The organism is Oceaniradius stylonematis (assembly GCF_003149475.2).
Lineage (GTDB): Bacteria > Pseudomonadota > Alphaproteobacteria > Rhizobiales > Rhizobiaceae > Roseitalea > Roseitalea stylonematis.
Window position 1 is genome coordinate 918,937 of record NZ_QFWV02000004.1, and the last position, 12,346, is coordinate 931,282.

The window sequence follows — 12,346 nt, forward strand, 5'->3', positions numbered from 1 at the left end:
GGCGGACACGATCATGCGGCGATGATTGCCGATTTTAGAAAGCGCTTTTGGGCCACGCTCGCCGCCACCGTCCCGATCCTCGCGCTTGCGCCGATGATCCAGGGATGGCTCGGCCTTGAAGAAGCCCTCGAATTTCGAGGCGACAGCTATGTGCTCGCAGCGCTGTCGACGCTTGTCTACTTCTACGGAGGCTGGCCCTTTCTGACCGGCCTTTGGTCCGAGGTCCGCTCCGGCCGCACCGGAATGATGACGCTGATCGCAGTCGCCATCACTGCCGCCTATGCCTATTCCATGGCCATGGTCGTGATCGGCAGCGAGGAGACCTTCTTCTGGGAGCTCGCGACGCTGATTGCGATCATGCTGCTTGGGCACTGGATCGAGATGAAGTCGGTCATGGGTGCGGGCAAGGCCCTGGAGAAACTTGCCAGCTTGATGCCGGACACGGCACATCTGGTGGAAGCCGATGGCAGCGTTCGCGAAATCGCCGTTTCAGAACTGCAAGGCGGCGAGACGCTTCTTGTCAAACCGGGTGAGAAGGTTCCCGCCGACGCGGTCATCGTGAAGGGCGAATCGTCTTTGAACGAATCCATGCTCACCGGGGAGTCCAAGCCGATTCACAAGGCGCCCGACGCCGAGGTGATCGGCGGATCGATCAATGGCGAAGGAGCATTGACGATCAGAGTCGCCAAGACGGGTGAAGACAGTTTTCTGTCAAGCGTCATCAAACTGGTCGAAGAGGCGCAAGCCAGCAAGTCGAAAACCCAGGATCTGGCGAACAATGCGGCGCGCTGGCTGACTTTCATCGCCCTTGGAGGCGGGCTTGTCACGGTTCTTTTCTGGACACTTCTCACCGGCCAAGACTTCGCTTTCGCCATGGAACGCGCCGTCACCGTTATGGTCATAGCCTGTCCGCATGCGCTTGGCCTCGCCGTTCCGCTTGTCGTCGCGCGCTCGACCGCGATCGCAGCTTCCAACGGTCTGCTCATTCGCGACCGGACCGCGTTCGAGGAAGCGCGAAACACCGAGGCAATCATCTTCGATAAAACCGGCACGCTGACCAAGGGCGAGTTCGGCATCACCGATACTCTGGTCTTCGACGAAGCCTTCGGTGCGCGTGACATCGTCTCCTATGCGGCGGCCGTCGAAATGCAGTCCGAACATCCGATCGCAAAGGGTATCGTCAACGATGCGGAAGACATCTGGACCGTCGACCATTTCAGGGCGATTCCCGGCAAGGGTGCCGAGGGCAAGGTCAAGGATCGTGACGTAAAGGTGGTCAGTCCCGGGTTTGTGCGCTCGCGGGGAATATCAATTGATGATCCGCGTTTTGAAGAACTGAGCGCGCAAGGCAAGACCGTGGTCTTTGTGCTCATCGATGATGAACTTGCTGGCGCTATCGCGCTTGCCGACATCATCCGGCCGGAATCCAGACAAGCGATCGCCGATCTGCAGGCCATGGGCATACGCTGCATCATGCTCACCGGCGACAATCAGCAGGTCGCCAATTGGGTCGGCGAGGAGATCGGTCTTGATGAAGTGATCGCCGAGGTTCTGCCACAGCAGAAAGCAGATACAGTCAAGGAGATACAGAGCCGTGGATTGATCGTTGCGATGACCGGCGACGGCGTCAACGATGCTCCCGCCCTGGCACAGGCCAATGTGGGTATCGCCGTCGGCGCAGGGACCGACGTCGCGATCGAAACGGCCGACATCATTCTGGTGCGGTCCGATCCCGGCGATGTTGCCGCTATCCTCGGCCTGGCCCGGGCGACCTACGGCAAGATGATCCAGAACCTTGCTTGGGCGACAGGTTACAACGCGTTTGCGATACCCGCCGCCGCCGGGGTGTTTTTTCCCTGGGGTCTCGTCCTCAGCCCCGCAATCGGTGCAATCTTCATGTCGGCCAGCACGGTCATTTGCGCGGTCAACGCGCAGTTGTTGACGCTCAAGAAGCACCGGAACGGGGCAGGCACAGCAACATCACAAAGCGCGGACCGGTCAGCGCTAGCGGGCGGATGAGCATTGTCGCCGATCAATTGTTGCTCTTGGTCCGTGTCAACGCATGTCGCCCGGACGATGGCAGCTAGGGCCAGGTGCGTTGCCGCCGGATTATTGGGCCCTGGCCCCAAACCACGATTGTTGGCGATTGCCGTCATGGCGCTTTGGGCATCGTGTTATCCGCTGATTGCACTGGCGCTCGATGATGCCCCGCATCTGACGTTTGCCGCCTTGCGCGCCCTGATCGGCGGCGCGGCCCTGATGCTGGTTGCGCTGGCCACCGGCGCGAGCTGGCCCAAACAGAGGATCGAGTGGGGCTGGATCGTGCTGGCGGGCGTCGGCATGACAGGCATCGGCTACTTCGGCATGTTTCACGGAGCCGAGTTCGTTGCGCCGGGTCTGGCAACCGTTATATCCAACACTCAGCCCCTGATTGCCGGACTGCTCGCCGCAGCCTTTCTGGCAGAGCGTGCCGGGCTGATGGGCTGGACCGGACTGATGATCGGTTTTTCCGGAATCGTCGTGATCGCGACACCGAATTTCAGCGCAGGATCCTCAAGCACAAGTTCGGTCGGCTTTGGCTATGTCTTGCTGGCGACATTGGGCGTTGCCGCGGGCAACATCGCCATTCGACAGCTTGGTTTGCGCGTAGCGCCTGTCATGGCGATGGGATTGCAGTTGATCATCGGAGCCATGCTTCTGGCCATTCTCGCAATGGCGCTGGAAGATCCGACACAGGTCAACTGGAGCGGCAGGTTCCTTGTTTCGCTTCTTGGCCTGGCTCTGCCCGGCACCGCACTTGCGTTCTGGATGTGGCAGATCACGCTGGCACACCTTTCGGTCTCGCAGGCAGTCTCGTTCAGCTTTGTGGTGCCGATCATCGGCCTGACCGTCGGCTGGGCTTATTTTGGTGAGACGATAACGACAATCACGATCGCCGGCGCCGTGATTTCTGTTGTTGGCGTGTATCTAGCGTCAAATGGACGAAGCGATACCAACGAAGTCAGTCGCCGCGGCCAAAAACACGCGTTTCGGGCGCAGCCGTCTTCAAAGCCGCCACGGCATCGCCGAGCGTCACCAGATCGTTGAACTGGCCGATGCCGGAGGCGTCAATCTCCAAAACCGAGCGCACGGCCAGTGCGAGCATGGCGGCCGTCGCCGCCGCCTGACTACCCGTATGTATCTCGATCCGCCCCGATACACTCCCGGCGTCATCGTGGCCTTCGACAAGGAGACGTGTTCCCGAGCGGCCCATGGTCGGCCCGCGCGCGAACAGGTCCGTCAACCGCCCGGCCTGACCTGCCAGAACCGCTCCGAGCCCGGCACGAAGCGTCGCTTGAATCGCCCGGGTCACCCAAGGCGGATCGACGGCAAGAAAAGTCCAAGCACCGCCGAGATTTAGTTGCCGGCCGATTGCAATCTGATCGGAAAAACCGAAGCCAAGAGCAAGGCGTGCGGACCGGTCGCCTTCAAAACGCACCTTTCGGCTGAGTGCGCCGGGCCGAACGCGGGTCTCGTTACCCTCATGCCAGGCCGGATAATCCGCGCCCATGCTGGCGAAGGTCCACCGGGTCGCCGCGTTGCCATGATGCCGGCCCATGCCGATCTCGATCACGATATCGGCGCTGCGCGTATCCGGGAAGCGGCGCTTGAGGGCTGCCGCCATCACGTTGGTCAATCCAGGTGAAACGCCGGCATTGAGGGCCAGGAGGCCCGGCCCCGGGCGTTCTTTCACTGCGTATTCCAATGCCTTGAGATAGGTTGGTGTTGCTGAAGATTCGATCATGCGCGCTCCCCGGGAAACCAGCGCTGCAACGAGATCGGGAGGTGTCGCTTCGACAAGGTTGACGTAAGCCGCAGGCGGCAGTTTTTCGGCATCGGCATGTGTGACATCAAGACCCACACCACGGATCTGCGGCCCGATCGCGGCCGCCGCGGCGTCGGCCTTGCTGCCATCCCGGCCCGCGATGACGACGGAAAGCCTGCAATCCTGTCAAGCATGCCGGCAAGCTTGCGGCCGACGTCGCCGTAACCGCCGATGATCCACACCTGCGCCGTCATGTCCGTGTCGCGCGCAATGCTATCGGGTGTCAATTGCTTGTTCCTATTTTGAGCCCTGGTTGGACCTCTCTGCTCGAAGGCAAAAAAACATTGCCACGACCGAAACCGCGCCGATCAGAACAACAAGCCGAAAACCGGAACGCTTGTCGGCTCGCGCGTCACACCGATGCGACAACCTCTGACAACATGTCCCGGACTTCGCCGGCCACCTGAACCAGGTCGTCATTGTCGATGGCCTTCATCGAGGCCACAGGATCGACCGCGCTGACTTCGACTCCATCCCGGGTTTGTCTGATGATGACGTTGCACGGCAACATGGCACCGACACGTGGCTCGATCGCGATCGCTTCCCAGGCCATTTCCGGATTGCAGGCCCCCAGGATCCGGTAGGACGGCATCTCCTTGCCGATCTTTTTCTTCATTGTTGCTTTGACGTCGATCTCGGTCAGGATGCCAAAACCTTTGTCGGCAAGGGCATCGCGAACTTTCGCATCGACCGTCTCGAAATCACCGTCGGCAATCAAACGGGTCATGGTGTAGCTCATCGGACTTCTCGCACTTGATCAAATGTCTTGGGGCGTCAGTTGTCGTCCATCATTGGGCGATCATCATCGTCCATCGTGCCACTGCCCGGCTGCATCATCACGCCGGGCATCACGGCGCGCATCTGCTCCATGCGCTCGATCATCCGGGCCGGTGCCGTGAATTCGGCGTCTGTCACCTTACCGTCACCATCTTCGTCGAGCGCCTGAAACCGGTCCACCATGCGCGCGCGAAATGTGGCATTGTGGAGTGTCTCGAACTCGTCGATGGACAGAGTTCCACTGCCGTCTTCGTCGTACGCCTCAAGCTGGCCTGCGAGACCCATACGCATTTCGTCCGCGCTGACGAACCCATCCTCGTCGGCGTCAAACCCATCCATGATCAATGCCATGGGACCCATGCCCGTCATCATGCCACCCATGGGCCCCGAACCGCTCATCATTTGCCGATGCATCTGCATCATCATGGGCATCATGTCTTGCTGGTTTCCCATCATGCCACCGGCTTGTCCTGGTCCCATGCCTTGACCGGCCATGCCGCCCATCATGCCGAAGCCGGGACCGCCCCATTGTCCGCCGGGATGGTGGCCGCCCATCGAGGCCTGGGCGAAGGCCGGAAAGGCGGCAGCGGTGCCGAGGGCCGCAACGGCGCTCAGAGCGATTATCGATTTGCGTTTCATGACATCACCTCTCATTGGAAATCGGTTTCGATGCCAACCATGTGAGCAATGGGAGACAAAACGCCATAGCCGCGCAGAGCGGGATTGTATCGGTCTGTAACTGCGCCGGTCCTCGTTACTTTTGCGGACAATTTTGATCTGAAATGCCGTCACCGCACGTTATGAAGAGGACATGAATGAGCAGCCGCACATCCTGGTCGTCGATGACCATCGCGAGATCCGCGATGCCGTCAGCCGCTATCTGGAAAAGAACGGGATGCGAGCGACTACGGCGCGCAATGCGGTCGAGATGGACAACAAGCTCAAGTCGGGCCGCTTCGATCTGATTGTGCTCGATATCATGATGCCGGGCGAAGACGGCCTGTCGGTGTGCCGGCGTCTCTCGGCCGAGAGCGACGTGCCAATCCTGTTCCTGACGGCCCTGGCCGAAGAGACTGATCGCATTGTCGGGCTTGAGCTCGGTGCCGACGACTATTTGTCCAAGCCCTTCAATCCGCGGGAATTGCTTGCGCGCATCAAGGCTATTCTCAGGCGCGCCGAGAGACGCGAAAGCAGCGCGGGCGAACTGTCGGGCAGGCTGGTCGCATTTTCCGGCTGGACGCTCGACACAGACAGCCGTCGGCTATGCGCCGACAACGGCAATGAAATCGATCTGACAAGCTCCGAGTTCAAGCTTCTTACCGTCTTTCTCGAGCGTCCGCGCATGGTTCTCAGCCGCGATCAGCTTTTGGATTTGACTGCGGGACGTGCCGCCCCCCCGCTCGATCGTACAATCGACAACCAGGTCAGCCGGCTTCGGCGCAAGATCGAACAGGATCCGTCACGCCCCCAGATCATATCGACGGTTCGCGGTGACGGTTATAGCCTGACCGCAGATGTCGAGGTCGGATCGTGATGCGGCGTCTGGCTGCCATCAGTCTGCGTACCCAACTGGTCATCCTGATTCTTGGCGCGCTGGTTGTCGCTCAGATTGTCAGCCTGTTCCTGTTCGTCGACGAACGCAGTCTGGCCGTACGGGCGGCCCTCGGAATGGAAGCTGCCGGGCGCGCCGCCAACGTCGTAAGGCTGATCGAAGAGGCGCCGCCATCGCTTCATGCATCGATCTTGCGGGCCGCCGATTCGCCGCTGGTTCGCTTTGACGTCGGTCCAATGCCGAACGTCCAAGTCCACGACCACAACACCAGCGGACCCGTCGTCGAACGGATTAGAGGTTTGCTGGGTGCGGCCGGTGACAGGGAAATCCGGCTTGACCTGCGGGAAATCGAAGCAGGATTTCCAGCGATCGCCGGCGTCCCGGACGGCATGGCCCGGATGCATAGCCGCATGATGCACGGCCGGATGTCGGCGATAGAGATGAACCTTTCCATCGCGCTGGGCTCCGGTGAATGGCTGAACGTCGGTACCCGGTTTCAACGGCCGCCACTACAATGGACTTGGCTCACAGCTCTCAGCTTCGGACTGACTGCCGCATTGATCCTGGCAGCTGCGTTGTGGTTCATGCTCTCTCGTCTCACCGGGCCGCTGAGCCGTCTGGCAGGAGCGGCCGATCGCCTGGGCCGGGGCGAACACGTTGCGGAACTTGCCCCGGCAGGTCCTTCGGAGGTTCAAGAACTGACCGAAGCGTTCAATCAGATGCAGGCGCGGCTGACGCGCTTCGTATCTGACCGCACCCGGCTCCTGGGTGCGCTTGGCCACGATTTGCGGTCTCCGCTGACTGCGATGCGTGTCCGGGCCGAAATGGTCGAGGATCAGGAGACCCGGGAGCGGCTGATTGCGACGATCGGCGAGATGCAGCAGATGGTCGACGAGACNTCTTTGCAGCGACTTGGCCGAAACCGGACAAGATGTGGAGCTGTCGGCAGAACCTGATTTATGGGCACGGCTGCGTCCGACGGCGTTAAGGCGCGCCTTGCGCAACATCATCGACAACGCCGTTCGTTATGGTGGCAGCGCACGGGTTTCGCTGGCACCCAGCGGAGACAACGCTGAAATCACCGTTGCCGATGATGGTCCGGGCATACCCCAGGAAGATGTCGAACGCGTTTTCGATCCTTTCGTACGCATCGAAACGTCCCGTTCCCGTGAGACCGGCGGGGCAGGCTTGGGCCTGGCAATCGCGCGCACGATCATTCAGGGTCACGGCGGCAACATCGAATTGGCCAACCGGCCAGAAGGCGGGCTGACAGCCGCGATAAGCTTGCCGCTGGTTTCCGATCCCGGTCCGACGGAAGCCTAGGGTCCCGACCCCAGAGACTGCATTCGGATTCACGCGCGCCGTTCGGCCTGCGATCTCACCGCTGACTGCTGAGTATGTTGAGTCCGATGGCCCCCTTGCGCGGTTCAGAGGTCGTGTTCGTGCGGCCTTCTTTGGGACGTTCAAGATCGTTGAGGATCGGGCAGTCCGGTCGGTGATCGCCGGAACAGTTCGCCGCCAGGTCTTCCAGCGTGTCGGCCATGGCTTCCAGTTCGCCAATTTTCCGACGAAGGCTTCGAACATGCTCCAGCGCCAGTCGTTTGACGTCGGCGCTTTGACGGGACTGATCGCGCCACAGGTCAAGCAGACCGCCTATGGCATCGACCGAGAACCCCAGATCGCGCGCACGCCGGATGAACCGCAGCATGTGCACGTCCTGCTCGGAATAGACACGGTAGCCGGCCTCGGTTCGGGCAGCCGGCGGGATCAGGCCGTTCTGCTCATAGTAGCGGATCATCTTGGCTGAAACGCCTGACGCGTCGGCCGCTTGTCCGATGTTCATGCTTGCCTCCTGTGTCGTCCGGGTATTCTCGCGTCATCGTCCTCGGGCGTGCAAAAGACGTCGGTGTGCAGATCGTCCTGCCGCGCCGGTCGCTTCCATTATGGCGTCGATCATCGTCGGCGGTCCGGCCGTGCGAGTCTTCCGGACGTCAATATCCTCAATGTCCTCGGCACCCGCGTCACTTGCATGACCCGTGCGCTGCGCCTTGGCTATTGCGCCGGGGCGAGGCGGGGGCTTGGCGCTGGTGCACTGGCAGGCGCGTCCGCTTCCATGGGGGCGTTGAACCCGCGCAATCGCAGCGCATTGCCGAGAACGAAGACGCTGGACAGCGCCATGGCACCGGCGGCGAAGATCGGCGACAGAAGCAAGCCGAAGGCGGGGTAGAGCACGCCCGCTGCAACCGGGATCAGAGCCGTGTTGTAGGCAAACGCCCAGAACAGGTTCTGCTTGATGTTGCGGATCGTCGCCTGGCTGATCGCGATCGCGTTCGGCACGCCTTTCAGGCTGCCGGACATAAGCACGACGTCGGCCGCTTCGATGGCAACATCGGTTCCAGTGCCGATGGCAAGCCCGACATCGGCCTCCGCCAACGCAGGCGCATCGTTGATGCCATCGCCGACGAAGGCCAGTCTGCCATGCTCGGCTTTCAAGCGCTTGACCGCTTCCACCTTGCCGTCGGGCAACACCTCGGCCACCACTTCGTCGATGCCCAGACGGCGCGCGATGGCGTCTGCCGTGCGGCGATTGTCGCCGGTGATCATCGCCACCTTCAGGCCCAGATCGTGCAGTGCCTTGATCGCCTCGGGTGTGGTCTGCTTGATCGGGTCGGCCACCGCCACGATGGCGGCAAGCCTTCCGCCGATAGCCGCATAGAGCGGCGTCTTGCCCTCGTCGGCGAGCCGGTCGGCGGTTTCAGTGAAGAGGGCCGTATCGAGGCCAAGTCTGGTCATGAACCGGTCAGCGCCGATCTCGACGCGCGCGCCATTCACCTCCGCTTTCACGCCGAAACCGGTCACGGAGTCAAAGCCTGTCACCTTCGGCAGATCGAGCCCTTCGGTCTCGGCCGCTTCGACGATGGCCCGGGCGATCGGGTGCTCGGACCTGGATTCCACCGCGGCAATCCGCGCCAGCACGTCATCGCGTTCAAAGCCTTCGGCCAGTTCGAGGTCGGTCAAAGCCGGCTTGCCTTCCGTCAGCGTCCCGGTCTTGTCGAGCGCGACTGCCTTTGCCTCCTTGAGGAGTTGAAGCGCTTCGCCCTTTCGGAACAGAACGCCCATTTCCGCACCGCGTCCGGTGCCGACCATGATCGAGGTCGGCGTGGCCAGACCCATGGCGCAAGGGCATGCGATGATCAGAACAGCCACGGCATTGACCAGTCCGAATGTCAGCGCCGGTTCCGGCCCGAACGTCAGCCAGACGACAAAGGTCAGCGCCGCGATAATCATGACTGCCGGGACGAACCACAGCGTTACCCGGTCGACCAGCGCCTGGATCGGCAATTTCGATCCCTGCGCTTCTTCCACCATGCGGATGATCTGGGCAAGCATGGTATCGGCACCGACGGCGGTCGCCTTGAAGGCCAGCGCGCCTGTCTGGTTGACCGTGCCGCCGACAACCTCGGCGCCGTTCGACTTGGCGACCGGAACCGGCTCTCCGGTGATCATCGATTCATCGATATAGCTCTCGCCTTCGATCACCGCGCCATCGACTGGCACGCGTTCGCCTGGCCGCACCTCGACGATGTCGCCCGGTGCGACATCGGCCACCGCGATTTCGGTGGTTTTGCCATCGCGCCGAACACGTGCCGTCTTGGCTTGAAGTCCGACGAGACGCTTGATCGCCTCGGATGTGCGTCCCTTGGCGCGCGCTTCGAGATATCGACCGAGCAGGATCAGCGTGACGATGACGGCGGCGGCCTCGAAATAGACGTTCACCGTTCCGGCCGGCAGCAATGCTGGCGCAAAGGTCGCGACAACCGAATAGAGAAAGGCCGCCGACGTGCCGACGGCAACAAGGCTGTTCATGTCGGGCGCGCCGCGAAGCAGGGCCGGGAAGCCGTGGGTGTAAAAACGGATGCCGGGGACGAACAGGACGAGTGCGGTGAAGCCGAACTGAATGTACCAATTCGCCTGCATGCCGATCGTCGTCATGATCAGTTCATGCATGCCGGGAATGACATGACGGCCCATCTCCAGGATGAAAACCGGTGCCGTGAGCAGCGCTGCAAGGATCACGCTGCGCTTGAGCGCAGCTTCCTCGGCGTCCTTGCGGGCGACGGTCTCGGCGTGCTCATCGCCGCTGCGGTCAATCGGTTTGGCGTCATAGCCGGCATGGGCCACGGCCTCGACCAACGCGCTCATATCAGCGTTGCCCGTGACACTCGCTCGCTCGGTTGCAAGGTTTACCACGGCACCGGTCACGCCCGGCACGGCCTTCAGCGCCTTTTCGACCTGGCCGACACATGACGCGCACGTCATGCCGGAAATCGACAATTCGGCCGAGCCAGCCGGAACGTCGTAGCCGACATCCCGCACTGCATCGGCCAGCACATCCCGTGCGACCGGGGCAGCCAGCACGATCTCGGCTCGTTCTGTTGCAAGATTGACGCTTGCTTGTTCGACGCCGGGGACCGCCTTCAACGCTGCCTCGACACGGCCGACACAGGAAGCGCAACTCATCCCCTCGATCGGGAAACTCACTTTGTCTTGCGAGTGTTTTTCTGCCGGCGCATTCATCGCCTTTCCTTCCCTTCAACATGTCGCTCGCACAGCAAGATAGGGCTTCCAACGACTGGAAGGTCAAGGGAGAGGGGTGCGGTTTTTTCGCTGTTGACCTTGCAACGGTTTGAGACCGTATCGGTCTGTGCATGCGGCAAACTGAGGAGCTTCACATGCAGTTCACATCGGAAACATGTCCCGCGACGGGCGTCCCCCAATCCAACGCGTGAAAACCCGGTCTTGAGTCATGGCGTCGCAGACGCCACTTGGCGGCGGGCCCCTATGAGGGGGCCGGGCGGTAGGCCACCACCTCGATCTCCACATTCGCGTCGACCATCAAAGGCGCGCCGACGCAGGACCGCGCCGGAGGCAAATGCGGGAAGTACTGCGCATAAACCGCATTGAAGCGCACGAAATCGTTCCGGTCCGTCAGCCAGATGGTGGTCTTCACGACATCATCCAAAGACGCGCCGGCCTGCTCAAGCGCGGCGGCGATGTTGTCGAGCACCTGGCGGGTCTGCGTTTCGATGTCTCCGCCGACGAGCGTGCCGTCAGGGCCGAAGGGCACCTGGCCGGACAGGAAGATGAAGTCGCCCGCCCTGACGGCCGAGGAGAGCGGGACCACGGGATGAACGCCGAAGACTTGCTTCTTCACAAGGGTTTCTCCTTTCCCTGAACAACTTTTGCAGGCGCGGGCTGTCTTGCCGGAGCGCTGAGGACGAGAATGTTGCCGAAGAGAACCGCGATGCCGCCAGCGATCACATAGCCGTCGATCGTCAGATTCTCGAACAGGGCCGACAGAAGCAGCGCAACCACCGGCACGAGCGCCAGCGTGTAGGACGCGCTGGCCGGGCCGATGCGTTGGACGAGGCTGAAATACATGAAGAACGTCACGCAGGACGCGATGATCGCCAAGTAGGCCAGCCCGGCAAGATATGCCGCGGATATGTCGACCTTGAAGCTCATGTCACCGAACAGCGCCAGCGCGAACGAAAACAGGGCGCCAAAAAGCGCTGCCCAGCTCATGAGCACTGATATGGGTATCCCGGCTTGCTGGTTTCGCATGGCAACGACGGTGCCGCATCCGGTGCATGCCGCCGCCGCCAGGGCAAATGCAACGCCAGCCATCGTTTGAGGGCCGGACGACACCGCCAGAAGCTGCGGCATCGCAATGACGGCAAGGCCGGCGATGCCGGACATGATGCCGAAAAGCATGCGCATGGTGACCGGCGCCGACAGGAACAGCCAACCCACGACGGCCGCGAACAGGGAGGATGTCGAAAGAACCAGCGCCGAAATGCCGGAGGTGATCAGCGTCGTTGAATGATAGAAGGTGATGAAGGCCAGGCCGAAAAACAGGACCCCCTGGACCACAACCCAAGGCTGATCGATTGGCCGCAGCCCGATCTTCTCGCCGCGCGCTATGCTCCAGCCGAACATGACAAGGCTGACGAGCGCCATTCGGTATCCAACCGAAACCTCAGGAGCGCCGGAGATTGCCTGATGACCGGTCACGATGGCACTGCTCCCCCACAGAACCGCCATCGCAACAAAAAGAAACGCGCTCATGCTCCTCCTTCGTTCCGGCAGGC

General features: G+C 61.6%; 12 protein-coding genes. 5 read left to right on the forward strand and 7 right to left on the reverse strand.

The annotated features are described in order from the left end of the window. Positions 1-21: 21 nt before the first annotated feature. Both DEM25_RS08085 and DEM25_RS08090 read left to right on the forward strand, forming a co-directional pair. Positions 22-2,019, forward strand: coding sequence for a copper-translocating P-type ATPase (locus DEM25_RS08085; RefSeq protein WP_109765427.1), 1,998 nt, complete (start codon positions 22-24; stop codon positions 2,017-2,019). A 57-nt stretch (positions 2,020-2,076) separates the two neighbouring features. Then, entirely contained in the window at positions 2,077-3,087 is a 1,011-nt protein-coding gene (locus tag DEM25_RS08090; RefSeq protein ID WP_109765767.1) for a DMT family transporter, read from the forward strand. Here DEM25_RS08090 and DEM25_RS08095 read toward each other — a convergent pair. From DEM25_RS08095 to DEM25_RS08105, 3 genes are all read right to left on the reverse strand, one after another. Continuing rightward, positions 3,002-3,901, reverse strand: coding sequence for a saccharopine dehydrogenase family protein (locus DEM25_RS08095; protein WP_147393289.1), 900 nt, complete (start codon positions 3,899-3,901; stop codon positions 3,002-3,004). The genes DEM25_RS08090 and DEM25_RS08095 overlap by 86 nt on opposite strands. 316 nt (positions 3,902-4,217) lie before the next feature. Next, positions 4,218-4,604, reverse strand: coding sequence for a DUF302 domain-containing protein (locus DEM25_RS08100; protein ID WP_109765423.1), 387 nt, complete (start codon positions 4,602-4,604; stop codon positions 4,218-4,220). Positions 4,605-4,639: 35 nt separating this feature from the next. Then, the gene (locus DEM25_RS08105) at positions 4,640-5,434 is read right to left on the reverse strand and encodes an EF-hand domain-containing protein (RefSeq protein ID WP_245412804.1); all 795 of its coding nucleotides are present in this window, start codon (positions 5,432-5,434) and stop codon (positions 4,640-4,642) included. A 19-nt stretch (positions 5,435-5,453) separates the two neighbouring features. Between DEM25_RS08105 and DEM25_RS08110 the strand changes: the two genes are divergently transcribed. The 3 genes from DEM25_RS08110 (at position 5,454) to DEM25_RS18145 (ending at position 7,517) form a co-directional block, all read left to right on the forward strand. Next, positions 5,454-6,176, forward strand: a complete 723-nt coding sequence (locus tag DEM25_RS08110) for a response regulator (protein WP_109765419.1) — start codon at positions 5,454-5,456, stop codon at positions 6,174-6,176. A gap of 602 nt (positions 6,177-6,778) precedes the next feature. Beyond that, positions 6,779-7,150: a HAMP domain-containing protein gene (locus DEM25_RS18500; protein WP_439650666.1), complete on the forward strand. Its 372-nt coding sequence runs from the start codon at positions 6,779-6,781 to the stop codon at positions 7,148-7,150. Between the two features lie 40 nt (positions 7,151-7,190). Then, positions 7,191-7,517: a sensor histidine kinase gene (locus DEM25_RS18145; RefSeq protein WP_245412806.1), complete on the forward strand. Its 327-nt coding sequence runs from the start codon at positions 7,191-7,193 to the stop codon at positions 7,515-7,517. Positions 7,518-7,572: 55 nt separating this feature from the next. On the opposite strand, the gene cueR is transcribed toward DEM25_RS18145, so the two are convergent. The 4 genes from cueR to DEM25_RS08135 form a co-directional block, all read right to left on the reverse strand. After that, entirely contained in the window at positions 7,573-8,037 is a 465-nt protein-coding gene (cueR, locus tag DEM25_RS08120; RefSeq protein ID WP_109765416.1) for a Cu(I)-responsive transcriptional regulator, read from the reverse strand. Between the two features lie 209 nt (positions 8,038-8,246). Then, on the reverse strand, positions 8,247-10,772 hold the full coding sequence (locus tag DEM25_RS08125) for a heavy metal translocating P-type ATPase (protein WP_109765414.1): 2,526 nt from the start codon (positions 10,770-10,772) through the stop codon (positions 8,247-8,249). A gap of 262 nt (positions 10,773-11,034) precedes the next feature. Further along, on the reverse strand, positions 11,035-11,409 hold the full coding sequence (locus tag DEM25_RS08130; RefSeq protein ID WP_109765412.1) for a RidA family protein: 375 nt from the start codon (positions 11,407-11,409) through the stop codon (positions 11,035-11,037). Next, positions 11,406-12,323: a DMT family transporter gene (locus DEM25_RS08135; RefSeq protein ID WP_109765410.1), complete on the reverse strand. Its 918-nt coding sequence runs from the start codon at positions 12,321-12,323 to the stop codon at positions 11,406-11,408. Before DEM25_RS08135 ends, DEM25_RS08130 begins: the two co-directional genes overlap by 4 nt. Positions 12,324-12,346 lie beyond the last annotated feature (23 nt).

What these genes read in the sequence shown, in the direction of transcription:
- cueR (WP_109765416.1), bottom strand. Translation starts at nt 8,037, where the DNA reads ATGAACATCGGACAAGCGGCCGACGCGTCAGGCGTTTCAGCCAAGATG.
- DEM25_RS08085 (WP_109765427.1), top strand. Translation starts at nt 22, where the DNA reads ATGATTGCCGATTTTAGAAAGCGCTTTTGGGCCACGCTCGCCGCCACC.
- DEM25_RS08100 (WP_109765423.1), bottom strand. Translation starts at nt 4,604, where the DNA reads ATGAGCTACACCATGACCCGTTTGATTGCCGACGGTGATTTCGAGACG.
- DEM25_RS08135 (WP_109765410.1), bottom strand. Translation starts at nt 12,323, where the DNA reads ATGAGCGCGTTTCTTTTTGTTGCGATGGCGGTTCTGTGGGGGAGCAGT.
- DEM25_RS08090 (WP_109765767.1), top strand. Translation starts at nt 2,077, where the DNA reads ATGGCAGCTAGGGCCAGGTGCGTTGCCGCCGGATTATTGGGCCCTGGC.
- DEM25_RS08110 (WP_109765419.1), top strand. Translation starts at nt 5,454, where the DNA reads ATGAATGAGCAGCCGCACATCCTGGTCGTCGATGACCATCGCGAGATC.
- DEM25_RS08125 (WP_109765414.1), bottom strand. Translation starts at nt 10,772, where the DNA reads ATGAATGCGCCGGCAGAAAAACACTCGCAAGACAAAGTGAGTTTCCCG.